The organism is Salipiger abyssi, assembly GCF_017311415.1.
Taxonomy (GTDB): domain Bacteria; phylum Pseudomonadota; class Alphaproteobacteria; order Rhodobacterales; family Rhodobacteraceae; genus Salipiger; species Salipiger abyssi_A.
In genome coordinates this window covers 16,722-41,801 of the sequence record NZ_JAEKIS010000021.1, presented here as the reverse complement: position 1 = coordinate 41,801, position 25,080 = coordinate 16,722, and the positions used below count along the sequence as shown (strand labels likewise).

The 25,080-nt window shown below is 63.4% G+C and carries 20 protein-coding genes; 17 read left to right on the top strand and 3 right to left on the bottom strand.

The window, feature by feature from the left end; all coding sequences use genetic code 11:
- Nucleotides 1–170: 170 nt before the first annotated feature.
- The 5 genes from I6N89_RS21250 to I6N89_RS21230 all read left to right on the top strand — a co-directional run bounded on the left by I6N89_RS21250 (nucleotide 171) and on the right by I6N89_RS21230 (nucleotide 5,394).
- The gene (locus I6N89_RS21250; RefSeq protein ID WP_207020426.1) at nucleotides 171–743 is read left to right on the top strand and encodes a hypothetical protein; all 573 of its coding nucleotides are present in this window, start codon (nucleotides 171–173) and stop codon (nucleotides 741–743) included.
- A complete protein-coding gene (locus tag I6N89_RS21245; protein ID WP_207020425.1) occupies nucleotides 740–1,888 on the top strand; it encodes a glycosyltransferase 61 family protein in 1,149 nt (382 codons plus the stop codon). The genes I6N89_RS21250 and I6N89_RS21245 overlap by 4 nt, the downstream gene beginning before the upstream one ends.
- A 453-nt stretch (nucleotides 1,889–2,341) precedes the next feature.
- The gene (locus tag I6N89_RS21240) at nucleotides 2,342–3,013 is read left to right on the top strand and encodes a hypothetical protein (protein ID WP_207020424.1); all 672 of its coding nucleotides are present in this window, start codon (nucleotides 2,342–2,344) and stop codon (nucleotides 3,011–3,013) included.
- A 217-nt stretch (nucleotides 3,014–3,230) separates the two neighbouring features.
- Nucleotides 3,231–4,250, top strand: a complete 1,020-nt coding sequence (locus I6N89_RS21235; protein ID WP_207020423.1) for a glycosyltransferase family 4 protein — start codon at nucleotides 3,231–3,233, stop codon at nucleotides 4,248–4,250.
- Nucleotides 4,201–5,394, top strand: coding sequence for a hypothetical protein (locus tag I6N89_RS21230; protein ID WP_207020422.1), 1,194 nt, complete (start codon nucleotides 4,201–4,203; stop codon nucleotides 5,392–5,394). Before I6N89_RS21235 ends, I6N89_RS21230 begins: the two co-directional genes overlap by 50 nt.
- Before the next feature lie 204 nt (nucleotides 5,395–5,598).
- On the opposite strand, the gene I6N89_RS21225 is transcribed toward I6N89_RS21230, so the two are convergent.
- Nucleotides 5,599–6,417 carry a polysaccharide pyruvyl transferase family protein gene (locus I6N89_RS21225; protein ID WP_207020421.1) on the bottom strand — a complete coding sequence of 273 codons (819 nt, stop codon included), beginning with the start codon at nucleotides 6,415–6,417 and terminating at the stop codon, nucleotides 5,599–5,601.
- 655 nt (nucleotides 6,418–7,072) lie between these two features.
- Between I6N89_RS21225 and I6N89_RS21220 the strand changes: the two genes are divergently transcribed.
- From I6N89_RS21220 to I6N89_RS21165, 12 genes are all read left to right on the top strand, one after another.
- The gene (locus I6N89_RS21220; protein ID WP_207020420.1) at nucleotides 7,073–7,867 is read left to right on the top strand and encodes a DUF6473 family protein; all 795 of its coding nucleotides are present in this window, start codon (nucleotides 7,073–7,075) and stop codon (nucleotides 7,865–7,867) included.
- Between the two features lie 29 nt (nucleotides 7,868–7,896).
- On the top strand, nucleotides 7,897–9,090 hold the full coding sequence (locus tag I6N89_RS21215; RefSeq protein ID WP_207020419.1) for a Stf0 family sulfotransferase: 1,194 nt from the start codon (nucleotides 7,897–7,899) through the stop codon (nucleotides 9,088–9,090).
- 202 nt (nucleotides 9,091–9,292) lie between these two features.
- On the top strand, nucleotides 9,293–10,282 hold the full coding sequence (locus I6N89_RS21210) for a KpsF/GutQ family sugar-phosphate isomerase (protein WP_207020418.1): 990 nt from the start codon (nucleotides 9,293–9,295) through the stop codon (nucleotides 10,280–10,282).
- Nucleotides 10,283–10,286: 4 nt separating this feature from the next.
- Nucleotides 10,287–11,075, top strand: a complete 789-nt coding sequence (locus I6N89_RS21205) for a 3-deoxy-manno-octulosonate cytidylyltransferase (protein ID WP_207020417.1) — start codon at nucleotides 10,287–10,289, stop codon at nucleotides 11,073–11,075.
- Between the two features lie 88 nt (nucleotides 11,076–11,163).
- Nucleotides 11,164–12,012 (top strand): 3-deoxy-8-phosphooctulonate synthase, encoded by an 849-nt coding sequence (gene kdsA, locus I6N89_RS21200; RefSeq protein ID WP_207020416.1) that lies wholly within the window; start codon nucleotides 11,164–11,166, stop codon nucleotides 12,010–12,012.
- Nucleotides 12,013–12,052: 40 nt separating this feature from the next.
- Nucleotides 12,053–12,904 (top strand): hypothetical protein, encoded by an 852-nt coding sequence (locus I6N89_RS21195; protein WP_207020415.1) that lies wholly within the window; start codon nucleotides 12,053–12,055, stop codon nucleotides 12,902–12,904.
- Entirely contained in the window at nucleotides 12,901–14,028 is a 1,128-nt protein-coding gene (locus I6N89_RS21190) for a glycosyltransferase family 4 protein (RefSeq protein WP_207020414.1), read from the top strand. The genes I6N89_RS21195 and I6N89_RS21190 overlap by 4 nt, the downstream gene beginning before the upstream one ends.
- Complete coding sequence (locus I6N89_RS21185) at nucleotides 14,025–15,146, top strand: hypothetical protein (protein ID WP_207020413.1); 1,122 nt, start codon at nucleotides 14,025–14,027, stop codon at nucleotides 15,144–15,146. The genes I6N89_RS21190 and I6N89_RS21185 overlap by 4 nt, the downstream gene beginning before the upstream one ends.
- A 299-nt stretch (nucleotides 15,147–15,445) precedes the next feature.
- Complete coding sequence (gene gmd, locus I6N89_RS21180; protein WP_207020412.1) at nucleotides 15,446–16,459, top strand: GDP-mannose 4,6-dehydratase; 1,014 nt, start codon at nucleotides 15,446–15,448, stop codon at nucleotides 16,457–16,459.
- Between the two features lie 31 nt (nucleotides 16,460–16,490).
- The gene (locus tag I6N89_RS21175; protein WP_207020411.1) at nucleotides 16,491–19,097 is read left to right on the top strand and encodes a glycosyltransferase; all 2,607 of its coding nucleotides are present in this window, start codon (nucleotides 16,491–16,493) and stop codon (nucleotides 19,095–19,097) included.
- A 1-nt stretch (nucleotide 19,098) separates the two neighbouring features.
- Nucleotides 19,099–20,121 carry a sulfotransferase family 2 domain-containing protein gene (locus tag I6N89_RS21170; RefSeq protein WP_207020410.1) on the top strand — a complete coding sequence of 341 codons (1,023 nt, stop codon included), beginning with the start codon at nucleotides 19,099–19,101 and terminating at the stop codon, nucleotides 20,119–20,121.
- A 132-nt stretch (nucleotides 20,122–20,253) separates the two neighbouring features.
- The gene (locus I6N89_RS21165) at nucleotides 20,254–21,681 is read left to right on the top strand and encodes a mannose-1-phosphate guanylyltransferase/mannose-6-phosphate isomerase (protein ID WP_207020409.1); all 1,428 of its coding nucleotides are present in this window, start codon (nucleotides 20,254–20,256) and stop codon (nucleotides 21,679–21,681) included.
- Between the two features lie 164 nt (nucleotides 21,682–21,845).
- Here I6N89_RS21165 and I6N89_RS21160 read toward each other — a convergent pair whose 3' ends face one another.
- Both I6N89_RS21160 and I6N89_RS21155 read right to left on the bottom strand, forming a co-directional pair.
- Nucleotides 21,846–22,892 (bottom strand): DUF2793 domain-containing protein, encoded by a 1,047-nt coding sequence (locus tag I6N89_RS21160; RefSeq protein WP_207020408.1) that lies wholly within the window; start codon nucleotides 22,890–22,892, stop codon nucleotides 21,846–21,848.
- 102 nt (nucleotides 22,893–22,994) lie between these two features.
- On the bottom strand, nucleotides 22,995–25,037 hold the full coding sequence (locus tag I6N89_RS21155) for a DUF4214 domain-containing protein (RefSeq protein WP_207020407.1): 2,043 nt from the start codon (nucleotides 25,035–25,037) through the stop codon (nucleotides 22,995–22,997).
- Between the last annotated feature and the right edge of the window lie 43 nt (nucleotides 25,038–25,080).

The following is a 25,080-nucleotide window of genomic DNA, read 5'->3' as shown; positions in this document are numbered from 1 at the left end:
ACCGGGCATGCCGGCAGGGGCGCGGCGGGAAGGTTATGCTTTGTCACCGCAGATCGCGGATGATAAAGAGCAAGCCACGTCGCGGCCGGCCGGTCGCAGCATGTGGCGACAGACCGAAAGACAGGCCCAAAAAGACGGGCCCAAACGGGCATTTGGCGACTTGAGTGCATATGAAAATTCGTGATTTTATCAACGCATTGTCCAGTGCCACAGCAGAAAACCCGGTCGGAGAGGACAGCCTGCTGCCCTATTGGAACTTCTTCTGGACGGCCGAGGAAAAGGCGCGGCTTTCCTCCCGCGACAAGCTCCGCATCTTTCTGCTGCATGTCTATTTTCACTATCTCAACGACAAAGCGGAAAACAGCGCCATCCTGCTGAATACCGGCTGGCCGGACTGGATGGTCGAGACTGCCCGCCGCCACACGCGTGAGGCCATCGGGCTGTTCCGGACCGGCGACAGCGAGACCGCCACCGCGCTGATTGCCGAGCACGGTCTGCGCAATATCGGCTGGTTTTCCGAACCCAAAGCCTGGAGCGGCAACCGACTGGAGGCGGAAGCAAAAGCCCACGCCTTCCGGCGCTGGCCACGCAATACGGCCCAGCTGACGATCTTCCCCTGCCCGGCTCTGGGAGATTTCAGCGACCGGATCCGGATCGACCAGGAAGAGGGCAAGGGCACGTTCGCCTCCCCCTATCTCTGGACCGTCGCCCCCTATGGCATCATGATTGGCTTTATCGAATGACCGATACGACGGACTGGTCGCTCTCGATGGAATGCGGCGGTCGGTCTCCGACCGAGACCGGCGACACCAAACCGATCTGGAGCGTTCCCGACTACAATTTCCGGACCTTGCCGACCACAAATGTGAAGGGCCATGGTCCGCAGCGCGGCCATATCCGGCGCGGTGCGCAGGATCTACACCTCTACCGGCTGCGGGATGTATATATCGGCACCAGCGGCGTGATCTACGACCGGTTCGGCCGTATCTTCCTGCCGCATCTGGCCCCTTTCATCACGCCGGAGCTCAAGAATATCCGCAGCTATGCCTATGCGCTGCACAATTATGGCATCACGCTGCTGAGCGACCGGGGCAAAGTGCAGATGAAAGGCTCCCCGTTCGAGGCCAGCCGGACCGTCGAGGAGCCGGTCTTCGTCGCCTCCTCCTACTGGGAGCGTGCCTATACCCATTTCTTCCTCGAGCTGCTGCCCTCGATCCTGCACTATCGCAAACGGGTCGATCCGGCGGTCAGGCTGCTGCTCTCCGACAGCATCGCCGCCTCGCGGGGAGGCTTCCTGGAGATGTTGGGCCTAAGCGATCGGGTGGTGACCAAGGGCCCCGACGAGGTTGTCTTCGCCCGCGAGGTCTGGGTGACCGATTATCCCCGCCTCTGCGGCCCGGAAAACGCCGAACTGCTGCTGGAAGCCTTTGCCCCGCATTTCGACCCGGCGGTGCGCAACACCGAACCGCCAGTTTATATCGCGCGACACGATGCCTTTGCCTGGGACCGACGGCTGCTGAACGAGGAAGAGCTGCTGCGGGAGATGCCGGAGCGGGGCATTGAGGTTTTCGTCCCCTCGGGCCTGCCGCTGGCGCAGCAGCTCGACAAGCTGTGGCGCTCGCGCCTGGTGATCGGCATGTATGGCGGAGCGATGTTCAATCTGCTGCTGGGCATGCGGGAAAAGCACAGCCTGCTGCTCTGCTCGGAGAATTATAACCGCTTCGATTACGACGGTCTGGCACCGGCCCTAGGACATCGCAGCGCCAAGCTGCTGTGTCGGAGCTTCGAAAGCCGGCGCGACGCCAATAACAGCCCCGTTTTCATCAGCCCCACGCCGTTCTGGGCCCTCGTTCAGGAGCTGCTCCGGGAGCAACAAGCGGGATCATGATGCCAGGTCATGCGGTGGCGTGCCAAGAAGTCGCCATAAACGGCCGGGAAGGCAGCGAACGACCCATTCGAGATCACTGCCCGAAATCGGCGCCCGGGCCCGGCCTGCGTCTCCCCGAGTCCGATTGCCGGAGCGCGCTCGGCAGGATCGCGCCGATGCCGTTTCGGGCGATCCTGCCATACAGGCAGACCGGGAAACGGCAGATCGGCAGCATACGCAGCCGGATCGGACCGTTCGGCCCATTGTCGCTTGACCTCACCGCCGGTTCGGAGCCAACTTTCCGGGCATGGGGCCGCTGCGGTCGCGATGTCCGAGACGAGGTCTAGCGACCATCCTTTTGAAAACCCGCTAGCTCTTGAAAAAATTGAGACTTCATGCAAGAAGTCCTCACTCTTGTGTAGTGTCCGGGTGCCTTCCAAAAAATTGCCACAAAGCAAGGTATGTAATCTTAAAATGACCCCCTTAGAAAACCTTCTGAACGAGCGCTTCTCGACGGCGTTCGATGAATTTCAGTTCAAATCCATTAGCGATAATATTTCCGACCTGATGGACAATGCGCTGCGCGACGGCGACAAGGACAAGGTATATCAAAGCATCATATCGTCTCTTATATCGTCCGTTTTGCTGCTCCAGTCGAAACTGGACGGCGTATCGGAGGCCGCGCTTCAAAACTATGCCGAAAAGAACGGGCTGCGGATGCCCGCCATCGAAGTTCTGCCGCCGCCGGCCGAAGCGAAGCTCGACATCACCGATCCCTTTACGCCTGCGGGGCTGGGCAAGCTTGAGACCAGCGCGGCCAGCCACAAGAAATTCCGGTGGCTGCTTGGGGATATCCCCTTCGTGGCGACCTTTCGGGTGAAGAACGAAGGGACGCTCAAGATCAGGATCGATTATCTGTCCTTTGCGGATGGCCTGTCCGAAAAGGATATCGCCCTGACATGCAACGACTCGCCGGTCCCCCTCAAGAACGACAGCAAGGGAAAGTTCCTCGAAGGCGAGATCTCCTTCAAAGAGGATTATCACCCGAGCCTGAGCTCAATAAAGCTGTGCGCGAACAGATCCGTTCCCTCGGGAAGCCGCAATCTGGCATTGAGCGTCACCGATATTACGGTTCGATCAGCATAAACGGCACAAACAGAATACATAAAACAGAATTGGACGAGAAATGTCCGTCAAAATATCGATAGTTACGCACCACCCTATCTGGCACCAGGATACGGGCACAAGAAACAGAATATTTTCACTCTTTCAGGCAATTTCTTCCGACTCCAGGTTCGACCTGGAGATCGGATACCTGAGATATCTCAACGACGGCGATCGGAAGAAAATTTCCGATTTGGGCATGAATGTGATCCCGGTTCCCAGCCTAGCCAAAAAGGGAGAGAAATACAAGAAGTTTAACTTTGGATATTACGATAAATATCCGGCGCTGCGGCAATACTTTAATGTTCCGGTATGGCACGGCTTTCAGGAATATCTGAAAAGGGATCTGGGGGTCTTTCTATTTACATTCCTGGGGCATCTTTACCTGGCCCCCGAGGTCAATAAGCGCCTGACGGTCATAGATACCAACGACCTGAACTCGATCAGGGCGTCGATATTCAACTACGTCAAGAGACCGATCCCGATAAACATCCAGTATATTCCGGAGATGGAAGTGCTGAATCTGACGGATCTCGTCGTGGCGATCCAGGAGGATGAATATGTGATGTCGGCCGCAGCCCTGCCGGCGCACAAGGTCGTTTACGTACCGCACTCGGCGCGCGCACAGGTCAGCCACAAGCCGATCGAAGAGGCCGACGACAGCGCCCCGCTCAAAGTGCTGTTCCCCGCGTCGCACCAGCACCCCAATATCGACGGGCTCAACTGGTTCCTGAACAATGTGTGGCCCTACCTTCCGTCGGAAAAATTCACGCTCGAAATCTGCGGCTCGATCTGCGACTCTCCCGAGATCAAGAAATCCACATCGCAGGGGCGCTGGGAAAACATCGCGTTTCTGGGCCGCGTTGACGATCTGGACGCGAAATACAAAGAGGCGGATATCGTCATCAATCCGTGCCCGTATGGCAGCGGCATGAAGATCAAATCCGTCGAGGCGATGTCGTTCGGCTGCCCTCTGGTCACGACGAGCCCCGGCGGCGAGGGGCTGCGCGCGGGGGAGAACAAGGCGTTTCTTGTCGCAGACACCGCGGCGGACTTCGTGCTCGCAATGATCACGCTGCTGGACAAGGGCAACAGATCCACCCTTTCGGACAGGGGACTCAAATTCATTTCCGATTACTTTTTGGACGGTTACCCCACCCGGATCTTCCTTGACCGCCTCTATGCGGAACATCAGTCCAAGCCTGGAAAAATCGACTAAAATGCAAATTGTAGACCCGAAAATCGAGAGCCAGACGCCGCCGCATGTTTACGATGCCGGCGACATGAAATTTAGCCGTATCGTTGTCACCGGCGACGTCATAAGGACGGGTTTCAACCAGGAGAAGCCAAACCAGAACGTCAATATCGGATGGCTCTACAGAATGTTCGGGCCGGTGCTGTCACAAGCCGCGTCGCTGCCCGTCAGCATACTGCGCAGCATGCCCGAAGATGGCTTCGATATCAGGAAGTTCTACCATCTGTGCAATTTCGGCCTGAAGCCGAACGGCGGAAACTGGGCGCAAATCTTCGATGCGGATACGCTGCATCCGGAAGCGGCGGAATATCTCGTTCACAGGTTCCAGGACGCTCTCGTTTTCGGCCTGGAGATCCCCCCGTCCTTCTGCAAGCTGTTCGACAGAAACGCGATCCCCTATATCGATCTTACCTTTCACCCGATACGCTATGCCAAAGAGCTGACCCTTGGGATCCGGACGAACTATCCGCCGGCCCTGGAACGCCTCCCCGCCTTCGGGGCGACAGAGGCCGAGCATTATGTCGAGGCCAACATCTTCAAAAGCAACGCGCAGGGCAGCGTTCCCGACCTCGCTCCCGGTGCGCTCCTTGCAGGCCAGACCATCGGAGATCGGGTCACCATCCGGAATGGCGGGTTCGTTTCCCTGATGGATTACGCCGAGGAGATCTCGCGCGAGCTGTCGCCCTACGACGTGGTCTATTTCAAGCGCCACCCTCTTGTCAGGAACGACCACGACATCATCCGGTTTCTCTCGGGCCTGCCAAATCTGAAGATCATAGATGAGAACATATACGATCTGTTTTGCAGCGGCCTGATTTCGGATGTTTACAGCTTGTGCTCGGGCGCGAGCGTCGAGGCCAAGTATTTCGGCCTGAACGGGCACACCTTTTACGATTCCATCAACAACTTCAGAGAGCTCGACGATTGTTCGGGCCTCGACGAGAGCAGCGTCTTCACCTCGATCAAAGGCTGGAGCCTGAGCGCCGGCTGGTGGCAATACGTTCTGGGATTGTCCGACACCGCGCCGACATTCCCGCCACACTATTCGTCCCAATCTCCGATCAGGGACACGCTCAAGCAAAACTGGGGCCTGAAACCGCACTCCTGACAACCGCGATGTCGGCGCCCGGCCCCGCCGCGATTGCGGCGGGGCCGGCGGCGGCAAGCGATCGCGTGGACCCGGGCGGGGCGGCAATCCCCCCGTAACCGCCGGCTTTGCGGATGCGGGGCACAGTGCGGATGCGAAGCACGGTGCCCCGCCTGCCCCGCCATCTCGACAGCGCGGCGCGGGGCAGGCAGATCGTGAGCGCCCTCAGACGGTGAGGCTGAGGAGATCCTGCACGCGCTTGTAGAACGACCGGTTCAGGGTCCGGCATTCGACCAGATAGTCGAACGGAACGCGCTTCGCGGCTGCGATGGCGTCATCCACCTCGTCGATGGAGGCAAAGACGACATTCTCGTGCAGGCCGTCCCATTTCGGCACTTCCGTTTTCAAGCAGACGACCTTCTTGCCGAACAGCGAGGCCCAATAGGCTCCGTGATAGGAGTTGGTCACGACGCATTCGGCGCTTTTGATGTTTGCAATCGTCTCATCGAACGTGGAGATGGTTTTCGTCCAGACGATCTGCTCGCCGTCGGCCCGCTTTCCCAGCGCGGTCGTATCGGCGTTGCTGGCATTGGTGTGGATGGCGATCTTGCGCGCGGACACGGCCTTCGGCACAGCCCCTCCGCTCGCTTCGGTCTCGTCGAAAATAGCATTCATGCAGGACGAACAGGGCATGTAGAAAACCCGTTCGTTGTCGATATATTCGCTTTTCCGCTCCCGGGTGCCCAGCAGGGTGAACCTGTCGACGAATTCCTTGTCTTCGGTCCTGGGGTCGAGACCGATGCCCCATCCGATAAAGGCGCCTGCGGCCTTCATCATCTTTGCCAGCTTCCACTTGTTCGCCGTGAAATAGATCCCGCCGCCCATAATGACCGCGTCGGAAGCAGACACGCTGACGTTCTCCGGCCCGACAATGCTCGTATCCCAGGAGACCTTCTCGTAACGCCCGAAGTCGAAGTAGTTATACGGTCCGGAAAGGACATCGCCTTGGTTCGTCCGATCATGGTGATGCAGAAAGTAAATCATTGTTATCCTTTGTCGAGCGAGCAGATTTCACCTGCCGGGTTCCTCGGCGCGATCCGCACTGCGATGTCGGTGCCCAAAATTACATCGGGCCATACAGCAAAGCTCTGATCCGCACAACCGGCGCGCGCGCAGAAACCGCGCGCGCGGCCTCCGGGGCCGCCGCTCTCCGGGACGGTCCGAACGCGGCGCGGCGGCCCGGGCGCCCGTCCTTGCGCATAGGCGCCTAATGTTTGATATCGCAGGCAGGTTTTCCGGCCGGGGCCATTGCAGTTGCATTCCACAGACCCGCATGTTCATTGTGTGACATCATTTAAGGACGCCGGCGCGACAATGGTAAAACCCGTTTTTCCGAGTAAACCGATCCCTCCATGCTGGCGACAGTATCCGCCGCGGGATCGACAGGCGTCGGCCATGCATTCTCTTACCGAAAACCGCACGCCGGCCCCCGGCGCCGCCAGCGGCCGTTTCACAATGCCGATGACAGCGCAGTATACCGGCCCAACGCATTAGCCGGCCCCGCGCAAGGGATGACAACAGGAAACCTATGTCCATAAAATTGCCCGACGTGGCTCCCTTTTACAGCTCGCAGACCCTGGAAAGCGGCATTGTCGGCCCCTATCAGGGCACCGATCGTAAAATCATAGACTACCGGCAGATGATGCTGGCCGGACATGCGTTCCGCGGCCCCCTGCCCGCGGCGATGTACAAGAAGCGCAAGCTGACCTTCATGGGAGCGGCCCAGACCTTCGGGCGCTTCGCCCGGGTGCCGTTTCCCGATATCATGGGATCGCTGTTCAATCTCGACGTACTCAACCTGGGCTATGCCGGGGCGGGGGCGAGCTTCTACCTGCGCAAACCGGCGCTGCTGCAATACGCCTCCAACAGCGAGCTGACCGTGGTACAGGTGATGTCGGGCCGCTCGGCGGAAAACTCGATGTTCGCCAGCCCGGACGGGCGCAACACCCTGGTCCGCCGCGCGGACGGCAAACAGATGACCGACGCCCCCGCCTATCGCTGGGTGCTCGAGGAGAAGGGGCCGCAGGTCGCGCTCGAGCTGGTGCGCGAAACCCAGAAACGCTGGGTCGAAGAGACGATCGAGCTGGCGTCGAAGATCGAGACGCGCAAAATCCTGTTCTGGTTCTCGGTGCGGCCCGTAGAGTTCACGCCGACCGCGGAATCTCTAAAAACGCTGATGGGGGACTTTCCGCATTTCGTGTCGCGCGAAATGATCGAGGAGGTCACGCCGCATTTCGACGCCTTCGTCGAATGCACCAGCCGCCGCGGCCTGCCGCAACAGTTGCGCGACCGCTTCGACAACAGCCTCGTCGAGGTGAATTTCGCGGGTGCAAAGCGCAGCTTCAACACATATTACCCTTCTCCTGAAATGCATCTGGACGCCGCGATCGCGCTGGAACATCCGATGCGGAAGATTTTGACGGCCGAGCGCTGAGCAACTGCCCCTAACCGAGAATGCCCTTTATGTTCGAAAAACTCCTGGACCCCTACAAGATCCTCGACCGGCTGGCCGTCACCCGCAAACCCTGCACCATCGTCGCCGATCCCGAGATCCTGGAGGCCATCAAGCAACGGCAGAGCTCGGAGGGCGCACGGCTGACCCCCGTGGCCCACGTGCTCACGGGCAAGAGGTTCACCCCGCAGCCAGGTCCCTATTTTGTCGTCACCGCCCAGGACGAACACGCCGTCAAACGCCACCTGCGCAGCGTGCTGGCGCGCAACGGGCTCCATCCGGAGATCTACGGCGCGCTACACGATCTTACCCCGCAGGTCGCTTCCGAACACGGCACGCTGGCCAAGAACGGGATGGAGGCCGCCTATGAGGCGCTGCTGAGTCAGCCGGCCTTCGCCATCGCCTGCACGCCCCGCTCGGGCAGCCAGCATCTGGCGCGCGAGATGCGCAATCACATGCTGGGCCATCCGCTGGAACATGTGCGCCCGCCGGTGATCGAGCTGATGAAATCCGAGACCGGCCAGGACGGCCGCTTCGGCGGCTTCGACTTCGTGCACTGGCTGGCCTCGCTGGTGCGCTACGGCACCGAGAACGGCGTGTTCGGCACAAAGCTGATCTCGCATTTCCTGCGCGATATCGACACCCATGCCACGGCTTTCGAGCGCAGCGCCTTCGACGCCTTCCTACAGCGCCTGCCGGTCATCTACCTGCTGCGCGGCAACAAGATGATGCAGGCCCTGTCGCGCGACCGCGCCAAGGCGACCCGCAATTACCACCTGTTCGACGAACAGAAGCGCGAACAGTACCTGGAGAAGAGCCAGGAGTGGGATTACAGCTTCGAACGGCTCTCGCGCGAGATCCGCGCCCTCTACCTGGAGGAGCAGTATCTGTGCAAACGCCTGCTGCAAACGGTCTCTCCGCAGCGGATGATGCTGGCCGATTACGAAAACCTGAATCTGTCCGAGGCCGTGGGCTTCCTCGAGACCCAGCTCGGGGTCACCGCCGGCAAGCGCAAGCAACAGCAGGCCACCAATGTGCTGCGCGACGAGCTGACGGCCTCCTATGCCGAGACCTTCCGCAAGGAATACGCCGCGGCCTACCGGTCGGACGACCCCGAGACCCACTTGCCGCACCGGGTGGAGATCGACGCGGAAAGCTTTGAAATCCGGGCTGTGACGGATCCGGATGCCGCCATGTTCCAGTAACCGGCCCAGCGGCATCCTGCCCGGCGGGTCCCCGCGGTCCGCGCCTGCGAAACCCCCTCCGCGGCCACCCGGCAGGTCGGTGCCGATGCCTGGATTTTTGCTCTCCGGCTGTAGCTTTCACTCCGCAGCTATGCTAGCCAATCGGCTAATTCTGACAACGCGTTCACCAAATTCATTGCGATATTCTAAAGGAGCTTCAAGCATGACTGTTGCAGCTGTCGAAACGGATAGCACGACCTCCGGAGAACCATCGCTGGCCGCGGCGCGGCGTGTCCTGACCATCGAAGCGGATGCGCTGTCCCACCTGGCGGCGCACCTGCCGCCGGATCTCACTGGCGCGGTCAAGAAGATCCTGTCCTGCAAGGGCCGCGTGATCGTCTCCGGCATCGGAAAGTCGGGCCATATCGGGCGCAAGATCGCCGCCACGCTCGCCTCCACCGGCACGCCCTCCTATTTCGTGCACTGCGCCGAAGCGAGCCATGGCGATCTCGGCATGATCACTCAGGACGATGTCTGCCTGCTGATCTCGAATTCGGGCGAGACCTCCGAGCTGCGCGACATCGTCTATCACACCCAGCGTTTCTCGATCCCGATGATCTCGATCACCTCGAACCCCGACAGCACACTGGCGCGGGCGGCGGATTTCCGCCTGACCCTGCCCAAGCTGCCCGAGGCCTGCCCGATCGGTATGGCCCCCACCACCTCGACCACGCTGACGCTGGCGCTCGGCGATGCGCTGGCGGTGGCGCTGATGGAGGAGCGCGGCTTCGTTGCCGAGGATTTCGGGGTCTTCCACCCGGGCGGCAAGCTCGGCGCGCAGATGCGCCGGGTCTCCGAGCTCATGCATTCCGGCGACACGCTGCCGGTGCTCGAGCACAGCGCCACCATGCAGGAAGTGCTGCTGACCATGACCTCGAAAGGCTTCGGCATCGCGGCGCTGATCGAACATGGCAAGCTCAGCGGCGTCATCACCGACGGCGACCTGCGGCGCAACATGGACAAGCTGATGCAGAGCACCCCGCTCGAGATCGCCAACCCCTCGCCGGTCACCGTGACCGCAGACATGCTGGCCGCCGAGGCGCTGGCACTGCTCAACGAACGCAAGGTGACCTCGCTGCTCGTCATCGACGAGGCGAAGCGCCCTGTCGGTGTCCTGCACATGCATGATTTTCTTCGCGCCGGAGTCGTGTGAACCTGTGAATACCGTCATCTTCATCCCTGCCCGCTACGCCTCGACCCGCTACCCGGGCAAGCCGCTGGCCACGCTGCGCCAGCCCGATGGCAGCGAAAAGACCCTGATCCAGATGAGCTGGGAGGCCGCCAGCCAGATCGCCGGCATCGACGCCGTCTATGTGGCCACCGACGACGACCGCATCGCCGAGGCGGTGCGCGGCTTCGGCGGCGATGTCGTGATGACCGCGGAAAGCTGCGAGAACGGCACCGCACGCTGCGCCGATGCGCTGGAAAAGCTCGGTGCCGAGCCCGAGCTGGTGGTGAACTTCCAGGGCGACGCGCCGCTGACCCCGCCCTGGTTCGTCGAGGAGCTGGTGGCGGCGATGCGCGCCGAGCCCGAGATGGCCATGGCCACACCGGTGCTGCGCTGCGACCGCGACACCTATGACGCCTTTGTCGAGGACCGCAAGAACGGCCGCGTCGGCGGCACCACGGCGGTGTTCGACGCGCAGATGCGGGCGCTGTATTTCTCGAAAGAGGTGCTGCCCTATATCGACCCGGGCAAGCTGCCCGATCCGATCCCGGTCTTCCATCATGTCGGCGTCTATGCCTACCGGCCCGGCGCGCTGCGCGATTACACCGCCCGCCAGCCCTGCCAGCTGGAAAATCTCGAAGGGCTGGAACAGCTGCGGTTTCTGCACGCCGGCATCCCCGTGCGCTGCGTCGAGGTCTCGGCGCGTGGCCGGGTGTTCTGGGAACTGAACAACCCCACCGACGTGCCACGGATCGAAGCCGCGCTGAAGGCATTGTAAGCCCCCTGGCACGGGGCGCTGGACACGCCCCGCGCCAGACCGCATGACTTCCCACCCAGAGCCTTTCAGACCGAGACAGACTGGACCCATGACCAAAACCATCACCATTCGCGACATTCCCGTTGGCGGCAAAAACCCGATCTTCCTGATCACCGGCCCCTGCCAGCTCGAAAGCCTCGATCATGCCCGCATGATGGCCGAGAAGATCGCCGAAGCCTGCGCCGCCACCGGCACAAAATTCGTGTTCAAGGCCAGCTACGACAAGGCCAACCGCTCCTCGATCAGCACCCAGCGGGGCCTCGGCATGGAAGAGGGGCTGACCATCCTGTCGAAGATCCGCGACGAGTTCGGCGTGCCGGTTCTGACCGATGTGCACGACGCCGCGCAATGCGCGCCGGCGGGCGAGGTCGTGGACGTGATCCAGATCCCGGCCTTCCTGTGCCGGCAGACCGACCTGCTGCTCGCCGCCGGCAAGACCGGCTGCGCGATCAACGTCAAGAAAGGCCAGTTTCTGGCCCCCTGGGACATGAAGAACGTCGCCGAAAAGATCGCCTCGACCGGCAACGAGAACATCATGCTCTGCGACCGCGGCACCTCCTTCGGCTACAACACGCTGGTCAGCGATTTCCGCGGCCTGCCGATCATGGGGCAGACCGGCTACCCGGTGGTGTTCGACGCCACCCATTCGGTGCAGCAGCCCGGCGGCCAGGGCACGACCTCTGGCGGGCAGCGCGAATTCGCTCCGGTGCTGGCGCGCGCCGCCGTGGCGGTGGGCGTCTCGGGGCTGTTCATCGAAACCCATGAGGATCCCGACAACGCGCCTTCCGACGGACCGAACATGATCCCGGTGGATCTGATGGGCAAGCTCATCGGCCAGCTGCGTGCCCTGGACGATCTGACCAAATCGCAGGACCCGGTCCTGCCGCTTTCGAGCTGAGATCTTCCGCAACGGCTTTCACCAAAGGACTCCCGGACACATGCAAGACAAGAAAGCGACCCAGCCGATGAATGACGACAGCATCGCAGCGATCGCCGAGCAGGTCAGCATCCTGATGCAGCTCGACCGCATGCGCCATCATGTCGATACCCGGATCGACATGAAAGTGCTGGGCAACGTGCCCGATTACATCGCCTCGGTCTTCGAGGAGAACAACGCGATCGGCTCCGCCCTGTCTCCGGAAGAGCTGTACAAACAGGTCAACAAGCGCATTTCGCAGGTCCAGGCGCAGCTGTATCTGCTGCGGCTCGAGATGGAGAACCGCAGCGAGCAGGATCCCGCCAGGATCTACGACGATCCGCTGGCGATCTCGGCCTATGGCGAGCGGCTCGAGACCATCACCCGGGCCGCCAAGAGTTTCGGCTTCGAACCTTCGGTCCTCGCCTTCGGCTGGCACGCGCTGGAGCGTTCCGAAAACCGCGTGCACCGCTGGATGCGCCCGGGCGAGGTTTCGGTCGCATGCCTGCCGCATCTGGGCACGGTCGACCAGATCGTCGAGATCGAGGGCCATCTGCTCGATCCCGAACAGTTCGGCAGCCTGACCATCCGCGCCGGCGAGACGCTGGCCGAAATCGTCCCCGAGCAAAACACGCCGACGCGGTTCACCGCGCGGCTGACGCTGAAAGGGGAAGACCTGAAATCCGCCAATTACCTGCCGGTCGAATTCGTCATGACCGACTTCCGGCAGCCCAACGCGCAGGACACCCGGCTTCTGGGCGCCAATATCTCGCGCTTCACCTGCCGCCCGCTCACGGAGCCGGCCTCCGGCGAGGACAGCGCGGTGAGCGGTTTCGAAATCGGAGACGGCGGCGCACAGCCGGCAGACCAATGAAGATCGCTGCTCTTTGCGACTTTCCCTACTGGGAAGCCAATGTCGGCACAGCCATCCGCTACGAAAGCCTCTGCCAGTCGCTCAGCAATGTCTGCGATCTGACGGTGATCAGCAGCGTCACCATGCATGAGAAATTCGCGTCTTTCGCCGAGCAGGCCCCCTATGAGCTGATCGACCGGAAACACCTCAAGACGCTGGTCGCGACGCTCGGCGCAGGCGACATCCCCGGGGTGCGCGCGGACCGGCAGCTGGCGGTCCGGGGCATCAAGCATTACCTCGAATCCAACGGGTTCGATGGCGTGCTGACCCCCTATTTCAACCGCAAATGGATGATCGAACATCTGTCGCCGGATATCGTGCGCATCATCGACACCCATGACTGCCAGTCGCAGCGGACCCGGTCCTTCGCCCGGCACGGGCTGACCCCCACCTTTTCGATGACCCCGGAGAGCGAGGGCGCGGAACTGTCCTATTACGATATCGCCATCGCCATGTCGGACGAGGATCACGCCGAGTTCGTCCAGATGACGGATATCCCGATCGTCACAGCGCCGTTCCGCCTGCCGGTGCGCGACATCTACCGCGCCAGGCAGAACGCGCAGGATCTGCTGTTCATCGCCGCCCAGAGCGATGTCAACGACATGACGCTCGACTACCTGCTGCGCCAGATCATGCCGCTGGTCCGCCAGCAGACCAACCTGCATATCGTCGGCAACGTGACCGTCCCGGATTTCCAGCCGCCCAACACCACCGTGATCAATCACGAACGGGTCGAGGATCTGGTGGAGATCTACGGCAAGGTCGATCTGGCGCTGAACCCCACCTATGCCGGCGGCGGCGTCAAAACCAAGACACTGGAGGCGATCTGCTACGGCGTGCCGATCCTGACCTCGGACGAGGGCGCCCGCGGCATGCGCCACCTGCTCCCGGACACGCTGGTCGCCAACGACAAGGAAACCTTCGCCTACCGGATCGGCGCGCTGCTCGCCGATCCCCGCCTGCGGACACGCCTGTCGAAACAAATGATCCAGAACGTCGTCGTCGAACGCAGCGACGCCTGGACCGAACCGTTCCGCCATATCCTTGCCACCCTCCGGGCCGACAAGCTGGAGGCGGCCGCATGAGCATGCCGATCGAGAAAGTCATCTTCACCGGGGATTTCCTGCGCCCCTCCGTGGCGACGCTGCGCCCCACCCAGCACGAGAATATCCAGTGGCTCGCGCGGCTGCTGGAAACCCCGGTCCGGATGGCCACCGGGCTGCCCTGCGAAATCGTTCACTGGGACAATAACTGGGTCAACCAGTCCCGGTTCGACCGCGATGCCGTCGCCTCGATCTACAGGATGTTCTGGCAGGCGCCGAACATCCACAGCTGGCCGACGCTCTTCGCCGCCGAGACCCTGCCTGCGATGGTCGAGGACATATTCCTGCGCCTCTTCGGCAACAGCCTGGTGATCGGCTTCGAACTGCCGCCCTATCTGGTGACGTTCCTGAACCGTCACGGCATCCCTTTCGTGGATTGCTCGCTGTCGCCGGTGCGGTTCATGGACGACCTGCTGTTCGAGACCAGCGCCAGCAGCCCCGAGATCACCGAGGCGCTCCGCGCCTACGAAGTGCCCGAAGCGCTCATCCGCCTCCAGGCGGGCGTGCTGTCCTCGAACGTGGCCAAGGCCAACCCGCACCCGCCACGGCCCAACAGCCTGCTGCTCATCCTCCAGACCAGCTACGACAAGGTGGTGATCGAGAACGGGCGCTTCGTCACTGCGCTCGACCATTTCGACCGGCTTCAGGAGATCGCCCGCGAATACGATCACGTTCTGATCAAGGAGCACCCGCTGGAGCCGCAGAAACAGGTTCTGGAGCAGATACAGAGCCGCCTGCCCAGGAACACGGTGACCACGGACAATTTCTACCGGCTGGTCTCCCACCACAATCTCAGGGGCGTGGCCGCGCTGTCCTCGAGCTGCGTGCACGAAGCGCGCTATTTCGGCAAGCAGGGCCATTACCTGATCCCGGGCTTCACGCATGACAGCTTCTCGGTGGGGCTCGAGGGGATCAATGTCGGCGATGCCATCATCACACCGGATTTCTGGCGCGACACGCTGGCCTCCACCGGGATTGCGCTGTCCGCCAAGGATGGGCTCCGCCTGCCGGCGAAGCCGAACCGCTTTCGCCAGCAATTGCGCAGCGCCTGGGGCTACAACCAGATCGACACCGATATCGCGGTACAATGGGCGCAGTGACACGCCCGCAGCCCGCCTTTTTGCACGACCGAAAATGACATTGAGCGAAATCGATTGCCGACCGGAACGCCTGACTGGAGACACGCCGACCCACGCTCTCCGGCGGGCGGCCCCGCCATGGCCGCCCGGCCTGACAGCACGATTCCGCCGGAAGCGACACGGCGCCAGACCGTGCGATGCGACGGCAGCCCTATCTCGTTGCGCAAAAAAAGACTGGAGGGTATCACCTCTGCGGCAACGCGGCCCTGCTCGTCCCAGCGGCGCGCATGTCCTGGTGACTTTCAAAGGCTAAGGAAAACATGAAAACAGCGTTCATCACAGGGATCACCGGCCAGGATGGGGCCTATCTGGCGAAACTTCTCGTCGACAAAGGCTATGAGGTTCATGGCGGCGTGCGCCGGATCTCGCAAGCCGAGACCCCCCGCCTGGAAGCCCTGGGCATTGCCCATAAAGTCACGCTCCACGAATTCGACCTGACCGAACAGAACAACATCTTCCGCACCATCCGCGGCATCGAGATGGACGAGTTCTACAATCTCGCCGCCCAGAGCTTCGTCGGCGCCTCCTGGGAACTGCCGGTCTACACCGCCGATGCCGACGGCATGGCGGTGGTGCGCATCCTCGACACGCTGCGCACCCTGCGCCCCGAGACGCGCTTCTATCAGGCCTCGACCTCCGAGATGTTCGGCCTTGTCCAGGAAGTGCCGCAGAAAGAGACCACCCGGCTCTATCCGCGCTCGCCCTATGGCGTGGCCAAGGTGCTGGGCCATCACATGACGATGAACTTCCGCGAGAGTTTCGGCCTGCATGCCAGCTCGGGGATCCTGTTCAACCACGAGAGCCCGCTCCGGGGCAAGGAATTCGTCACCCGCAAGATCACCCTCGGACTGGCGGCGCTGGCCCGCGGCGGCGAGCGACCGGTGGAGCTGGGCAACATGGACGCCAGGCGCGACTGGGGGTTTGCCGGCGACTATGTCGAGGGCATGTGGCGCATGCTGCAACAGGACGAGGCCGACGATTACGTGCTGGCCACCGGGGTGACCACCACGATCCGCGATTTCTTCACCTATGCCGCCGAAGAGCTGGGCATGGATCTGGTCTGGGAAGGCGAGGCCGACGCCGAGACCGCCACCGACCGCAAGACCGGCAAGCAGGTGATGAAGGTCAATCCGAAATTCTACCGCCCCGCCGAGGTCGATCTGCTGATCGGCGATCCCTCCAAGGCCCGCGACAAGCTGGGCTGGGTGCCGAAGGTCGATGTGCGGGATCTGGCAAAAATGATGGCCCGCGCCGATTACGACGCGCTCGCCTGATCAGAGTAAGAGCAGCAGACAGGATATATAGATGACCCCCGGCTTTCCCCTGAAAACGAAGCTCCGGTCGGCCGCCCGGCGGCTGCTGAAGGGCCCGGTCGATATCAACGGCCACCAGTATCACGGCCCGTTTCGGGGAAATGTCGACGGGCTTTCCGAAGAGGGCGTGGTCCGTGGCTGGGTCATCTATCGCGACAGCAAGAAGGGGCGGGTTCCGATCGGCCTCTACGCGGGCGACACGCTGCTGGACGCAGGTATCGCCGATGCCATCCGCGAGGATGTGCGCGCCGCCACCGGCGGCGAGGCGGCCTGCGGCTTCCAGTTCGGCCTGTCCGACGCGCTCTATCAGAAAATCGCCGAAGCCGACGGCCATGTGAGCATCCGCACCCAGGGCGAGAACAGCGTCGAGCTGGGAACCCTGCATCTCGCCGTCGACGAAAACAACCCCAGGGTCGGCGCCGACGATGTGGCGCGCTGCCGCCACGCGCTGAAACCCGAGCTTGCGGCGATGCTCGAGCTGCTCGACGAGACCCCGGCCCCCGACGGCCCGCTGCCGCCGGTCGAACAGCCGCCCTTTGCCCGGCACGGCACGATGTTCACCCATGACCGGCTGATCCCCGAGATCCCCGACAGCGGCCAGCCGGCCTATCTCGATTACGTGCGCTACCGCTACCGGATGGACGAGCATTACGCCGTCGAGAAGGGACTCGAGAGCCAGGACCGCTATCTCTACTGGTATCTGACCGCCTATCGCAGCCAGGAAAAGCGCCGCGTCCCGCTCGCCCGCGATCTGGTGGATTACCTCAACGCCCCCCTGGTCATGGGCGGGCAGAACTACACGCTCAGCCGGATCATGTGGTGGCGGCTGTCGGGCCGTCCCGACATGATGAGCAAGCTCAACCTCAACGACCGCGACACATACATGAACGTGCTGTTCTGGTGGGCACATCAGGACGTCACCCATATGTATTTCGAGGATTGCCTGGTCCCCGACCGTTTCGCGGATTTCCTGCGCGGCGTGCATCCCTCGCGCCGGCTCGACGCCTGGCCGCTGAGCTATTTCACCGAGCGCTATTTCCTCGACAGCCCGAAACTGCATTTCCTCGATCCCGGCTCGGCGGAGGGGCGCAAGACGCTGGCCCTGTCCCTGCTGCTGCACGCGACGATCCGGCCCGACCTGCTGCGCTACATGCCGCGCACCCAGATCAACAAGCTGCTGGCGCCCAATCCCGAGAACGAAAACGACGCCTCGGATCTGGAACTCTTCGTCAACGCGCTGAACGCCCAGCCCAAGAGCCATGGCACGGAGGCGGACGAGACCGCAAACGAAGACGGGACGCCCGATTACATCGCCCTGCCCCGCGACCGTTACGCCGCCCTGCTGCGCAAGAAATTCTTCGATCTCGACAGCTATTCCTTCCTGACCCGCGACCGCGAGGGCAACCGGTTCGAGGCCGCCGCCCTGCCGATCCCCGAGCCCGACCGCGAGGAGGTCGATGTGCAGCTGATCGGCCCGCTGGCCAAGGCCTCCGGGCTCGGCCAGGCGACGCGGCTTTCCGCCGCCATCCTGCGCGAGACCGGGCTGAACGTGCGCGGGGTGGATTTCGATCTCGACAACCCGGCGCCCGAGGGCTTCTCCTCGGATACGCTGATCGAGGATTACGGCCCCGCCAAGATCAACCTGATCAACCTCAACGCGGAATCCACGCCGCTGGCCTATGCCTATCAGCCCGACGTGTTCTCGGGCGCCTATAATATCGGGTATTTCTTCTGGGAGCTCGATATGCCGGCCTATTGCCATTACCTCGGCATGGAGCTGCTGGACGAGATCTGGGTCTCGACCGAATACGGCGTGCAGATCTACCAGCCCGACGCCAAGGGCAAGCCGGTGGTCAATGTCGGTATGTGCTATGAGGAGCATCCCGACATCAACCATGCGGAGGCCCGCGAATACGTGAAGCGCCGCTTCCGCTTCGACGACAGCCATTACGTCTGCCTGGTGGCTTTCGACAGCTTTTCCTTCGTGCAGCGCAAGAACCCGGTCGCGGTGCTCACCGCCTTCCAGAAGGCGTTCGAGGGCGTGCCCGAGGCCCGGCTGGTGGTCAAGACGCAGAACCGCGACAGCGTGTTCGATCCGGTGCAGGTGCAGCTCTGGGACCGCGTCGACGCGATCATGTCGGACGATCCCCGCATCGTGGTGATGAACGAGACGCTGAGCTATCGCGACCTGTTGCAGCTCAAGGCGGGCTCGGACTGCTATATCTCGCTGCACAAATCCGAGGGCTGGGGCTTTGGCATGATCGAGGCCATGGCGCTCAGGGTGCCGGTGATCTGCACCGCCTATTCCGGCAATATGGATTTCTGCTCGGAGGAGACCGCCTGGCTGGTCGATTACGAAGAGAGCCGGCTGAAGCAGGGCGATTACATCTTCGTGCGACCGGATTCGAAATGGGCCGAACCCAGCGTCGAGGATGCCGCCCGCCAGATCCGTGCCGCCTATGACGACCCGGCCGCCCGCGCCGCCAGGGCCGAAGCCGCCTATGCCAATATCAGCGCGAATTTCTCGGCCAAGGCCATCGCCAAACGCTATGGCGGACGGCTGCGGGAGATTCTCGCCGAGCAGTCCGGGAAACGGTAAGATGTCGCACCCGAACCGGGACGTTCCAGCCTCCGGCCCGCCGCAGCAGAAGATCCGCCAGGTCACGGTCCTCTACCGTGCCCTGCTCGGCCGGCAACCGGACCCCAAGGCGCTGGAGGTGCATGTCCGCGAGGATCTTCAGACCGTCGCGCACAAGATCCTGAACTCCCAGGAGTTCCGCCAGAGCGGCAAGCATCAGCCCGCCCTCTCCGGCAACGGCAACGATATCGGCCCCGTCGATGTCGAGCGGGTGGTTTATCTGCACATCCCCAAATGCGGCGGCACCACCCTGCATGCGCTGCTGGCCGCCTGGTACGGCGCCGGCACGGTGCATCCCGAGCGGCTCAACCGGCTCAACCGGTACAGCGCCGCGGCGATGACCCCCTACCGGGTGTTCTCGGGGCATTACGACTATTATTCCACCTGCCTCATCCCCGGACAGCGGCGGCTGGTCTCCTTCCTGCGCGATCCCCGCGACCGGCTGATCTCGCTCTACCATTTCCACCGCGCCCACCGGCCCGAATTCGTGGAGCAGCAGAACCTGGTGCTCGCCCGCTGGGCGGTCCGGCTCGACATCGACGCCTATTTCGCCAATGAAACCGTGCGCGCCCATCTCGCGGTCAACAACTCGATTGCCCGGCATTTCTCCGACGTTCCGCAGTTCGGACATCTGTGGAACGGCGCCCCCGATCCCCGCCAGGACGACATTTCCCTGATGCGCGACCAGGCCCTGAAGAATCTCGCCCGGTTCGACTTTGTCGGCTTCATGAGCGATTACGACGCCTCGGTGGCCCGGCTGGCGGAGCTGCTGGGCAAACCGCCGGTGGCACAGATCGAGGCCAAGCAGACCCTTGAGGGGCTGATGCAGGACAACCCCAATATGCGCCGGATCGAGAAACAGACGCCCTCGGCAGAAACCCTGTCCCAGATGGAAGAGCTCGTCATCCACGACCGGACGGTCTACGATGCCGCGCGGGAGCGGTTCGCCCCCGGTGCCGCGGATCCCGGCGCCGGGTCCGCATGAATGCCGGCGCCCCCCGTCCTCTCACGGCCCACGGGCCCCGAGACCGGAAACCGGCCGCAGATCCTCATAGACGGCGGCCCTGCCGAAATACGTTGTGACACTCCCTATCGCTGATTTCGAAGGACAGTTATCATGATCACTCCTATTCTGCTCTGCGGCGGTTCCGGCACACGCCTGTGGCCGCTGTCGCGCAAAAGCTATCCCAAGCAGTTCGCCGACGTGATCGGCGACGAAAGCCTGTTCCAGGCCTCGGCCCGGCGTTTTACCGGAGAGGGCTTTGCCGATCCGGTGCTGGTGACCGGCAATGATTTCCGCTTCATCGTGACCGAACAGCTCGAGAATGTCGGCATCACCCCGGCGGGGATCATGATCGAGCCGGAGGGGCGCAACACCGCCCCCGCCGCCATCGCCGCGGCGCTCTTCGCCGCCAAGAGCCATCCCGACACGCTGATCCTGCTGGTGCCCTCCGACCACGCCGTGGCCGATCCGCAGGCCTTCCGTGCCGCCGTCGCCCAGGGCAAGGTCGCCGCCGACGAGGGCCGGATCGTCACCTTCGGCATCGCCGCCTCGCGCCCCGAGACCGGCTATGGCTGGCTCGAGGCCGGCGCCGAGATCCATCCCGGCGTGCACGCGCTCACCCGCTTCATCGAAAAGCCCGATGCGGCCCGCGCCGAAGAGCTTTTCGCCGACAAGAAACATCTGTGGAACGCCGGCGTCTTCCTCGCCTCCGCACAGACGCTGATTGCCGCCTTCAAGGCCCATGCGCCGGAAATCTATGCCGCCGTCGAGGCCGCGCTGGACGCGGGCGAGGAGGATCTGAGCTTCACCCGGCTCGATCCGGATCTCTGGGCCCAGGTGCCCGAGGATTCCATCGATTACGCGATCATGGAAAAGGCCGACAATGTCGCGGTGGTGCGCTTCGACGGGCACTGGTCGGATCTGGGCGGCTGGGAATCCGTCTGGCAGGAATCCGGCCAGGACGAGAAGGGCAACGCGCTCTCCGACCACGCCACCGCCTTCGATTGCGAAAACACGCTCCTGCGCTCGGAAAGCGACGAGATCGAGCTGGTGGGGATCGGCCTGAAGAACACCGTCGCCGTGGCGATGCGCGATGCGGTGATGGTGGCCGACATTTCCGAGAGCCAGCACGTCAAGAAGGCGGTGTCGGTGCTCAAGGCGCGCGGCGCCAAGCAGGCGCAGCATTTCCCCGTCGATCACCGCCCCTGGGGCTGGTACGAAACGCTGATCCTCGCCGACCGCTTCCAGGTGAAGCGCATCCATGTGAACCCGGGCGCCTCGCTGTCGCTTCAAAGCCATGTGCACCGCTCGGAGCACTGGATCGTGGTGGCCGGCACCGCCAAGGTCACGGTGGATGACGAGGTCAAGCTGCTGACCGAGAACCAGTCGGTCTATATCCCGCTGGGCGCCGTGCACCGGATGGAAAACCCCGGCAAGGTGCCGATGGTGCTGATCGAGGTGCAGACCGGCTCCTATCTGGGCGAGGACGACATCATCCGCTACGAAGACAAATACGCCCGCGGCCAGGGCGCGAAGGGGTGATGTCCTGAACCGGCGGCCCTGCCGCCGGCAAACGCTCCGGGAGAGCGTTTGAGGACATCACGGGCGGAGCCCCGGACAAACACAACCGGCAGCCATGCTGCCGGCCTATCCTCCGGCGGAGGGCTTGGGGCTTTCACGCAGAGCGCCCGGACAGACCGGCAGGTTCAGAAAAAGGTGACCTTGTAGTGCCGCGTCGCACCGTTGCGATTCTCGAGCTGCAAGGTGCCGTCCCCGGGCAGCCCCAGTGTCGTCTTGCCATCGGTTCCGTCGGTCCCGGTCAGCACAGCGCCCGGGGCTGCCAGTTCGAAGGCGCTCCCCGCCCAGACGGTGCTGGCGCTCGGGGTTATCCCGGCATCGAAAACCACAATGCCGCCCTGAGAGCTTTGCGGGTATGAGCTGTCGTAATTCGCGGTGATCGCGACGAAACCTCCGTAATCCGGCGGGACAAGCTCCGCCACCTCATCGTCGGCGACCGTCACCTCCACCGATTGCAGCCGCGCGCCCAGCCCGAAGGCCCCGGTCTTCAGCAGCTTGCCCGCGCCGGCATCCATCTCTCCCGCCTGCACCGCCGCGCCGCTGGCCAACCCGCTGGCGGCATCGAAGCCCATCGCCGTCACCCAGGCGGAACCGTCCACCGACACCTTGACGGCGAAATCGTCGCTGCCCGCCATGCCCATCTCGGCCCGGCCGGACCAGCCGGTCTGGAACAGCAGGCTCGCCGTATCGCCCGCCGACGCCTTGTTGATCTTGAGCTGGTGGCCCGCCCCCTCATGGCTGAGAAGCGTCGCGGGCGCGGCGACCGCAAGCCGGTTGCCCGCATCCGCCGCAGTGTTCACCCCCAGCATGGTCAGCGTTCCCTCGGCCGGCAGCGGCATGTCCTGCCAGCTGCCGTCACGCCAGACCGTCTCGGCCCCTTCGTCGAGCACGAAGGCCCGCCACCCCGGCCCCGGCGCAAAGAACAGCCAGGCGGTGCCGTCCCAGAGTGCCACCGCGCCCTCCTGCCCGGCCCAGGCGCCGCCGGCCCCGGCGGCAGGCAGCAGGTAGCGCGCGCCGACGGGCGGATCCACCGGCGGATCCGTCTCGCTGCGGCTCTCCGCAGCGAGCTGCACCACCGCGTCGAGGATCTGTAGCGCCTCGTTGTGGATCACGTGTTTCTGCGCCTGAGACGGCGCGAGATAGGGCAATGACAGAGTGGCCGAAAGATCGGACATGAAAGGCGGACTCCCTGGGCATCGGATAACGACTGGGAGGATAGGACGCCGGGCTTAACCGGATCCTGTGCCGCCGCGCGCGCCAGTCGCAACGGCCCGGGCTCAGGCCAGCTCCAGCCGCGCCCCGGTGAGATCGGACAGGTCCATGTCCAGCAGGGTCAGCTCGGTGTCGCCCTGGCGCAGGACCAGATCCTGCCCCTCCTGCTCGAAGTTCACCCGCGCCTCCTCCGGCAGGGAAAACCCGAACCCCTCCAGGCGCAGCGTGTCCCAGGGTTCGAAATCGGCGACAGTCGTCCTGCCGCCCGGGGCGAAGACGAACACATCCGCATGCGCCCCGCCGACCAGCAGATTGTCCCCTGCCCCGCCATCCAGCAGATCGTCGGTGCCGAGCCCGCGCATCCAGGCCTCGAACCCCGGCGCCGAGCCGGCGGTGAATTCCGGGCTCTGGGCCAGCCCGCGCACCACCTCGGCCCGGGTCATGCCGTCGTCGAGCCGCGCGGTCCAGTTGCCGAGCCCCTGCGCGTCGGGCTCGCGGCCCAGCACATTGCGATAAAGCAGGGTGACAAAGCCGGCATTGTCGAGCTCGCCATAGGTCGCCCGGAACTCGGGACTGCGCACAAAGCCCGACGCCACCTCGAAATAGGGCGTGTCATCGGCCAGCCGCGCGCTCCAGTTGTCGAAGCCCTGCATGTCGGGGTCGCGGTCCAGCGCCGCCCGGTACAGCCGGAAGACATCGTCGCCCCAGGCCGCTTCGGAATGCGCCCGGGCGAAGGATCTGGCCCCGGCGGCGGTCGATGTCGTGAATTCGGGGCTCTGGGAAAAGCCCAGCACCACCTGCTCGCGGCTCATGCCGTCTTCGAGACGCTGCACCCAGCTCTCCAGCCCGCCGGTATCGGGATCGCGGTCGAGCACATTGCGGTAGAGCAGGGTGACGAACCCGGCGTCGTCGAGCGCGCCATAGGTGGCCTTGAACTCGGGGCTGTTCACAAAGCCCGACACCACCTCCGGCAGGCTCTTCTCCCCGGTCGCCAGCCGCTCGGTCCAGTTGTCATGGCCCGCCGGGTTCGGCTCCCGGTCCAGCGTGGCGAGATAGAGACGATAGACCTGCCCCGCCAGCTCCGGCAGCGCCACCGCGTCCATGCCGTCGCCCAAAAGCACATTGTCGCCGTCGCTGCCGGTCAGCACATCCGCGCCGCCATTGCCGATCAGCGCCTGATCGTAGCCGGCAGTCCCGAGCAGCCGCTCGTCGCTGCCGTCGCCACGGACCACGGACGGCACCGTGACCGCCTCGCTGGAGATGCCGTCGAGCTTGACGTTGCGCGCGCCCATCGTCAGCTCATAGGACAGCACCCCGTCGATGCCCTCGCCGGTGAACGTGACCTCGTAACGGCCCTCGGGCAGCGCCATCTGATACCCGCCCGAGGCCCAGCTCGTGGTGGTATAAACCCCCATCGCGCCGCTGGCCGTGATCGCAATCCCCTCCAGCCCCTCGCCCATATCGTAGAAACGGTCATCGTCGAGATCCTCGATCACCACCCCGAGAAGCTGGGGCAGGTAATCCCGGCGGTTGCCGAAATCCTGCGTCACCGACCAGGGCCCCACCGAAGACTCCTCCGGCGCCGCGATGGCGGAAATCCCCACCTCGGTCACCGTATCGGACAGGATGCTGATCCGGTGCCCCGCGGGATCCTGCATGCCGCCCGGCCCGCTGCCGCCCCAGTCGATGAAAAAGGCGGCATGGCCGTAGAGCGGATCCTTGGTAAAGGCAAAGATGTTTTCCCGATAGGTCGACCAGCTGTATCCGGCCGCCGTGATCCGGCCGCCGACCGAGGCCTCTCCGGGCAGCACATGCGCCTGCGTCTCGGTGTCGATCATAAGCTGCGAATGCCCATCGGCGGCGCTGGCCAGGGCGCCGTTCCAGGCCAGCGGCGCCACCGGCGAAAACGCATCGAGCTGGGTGCGGAACAGCTCCAGATCGACATCGAAATACGTCAGGGCGCTGGTGATATTGTCCTGCACCGCGATGCCGGCCTGCGCATCCGCGATCAGCGCATCGAATTCGCCCTGCGGATCGAGCCGGGACCGGTTGATATATTCCAGCAGCTGCTGTTCGAAGGCGGTGGGGGTATTGGCAACGGTAACCATGATGGGCTGACTGCTTCTTTCCTCGGATCTGCTCTTGTTCGCG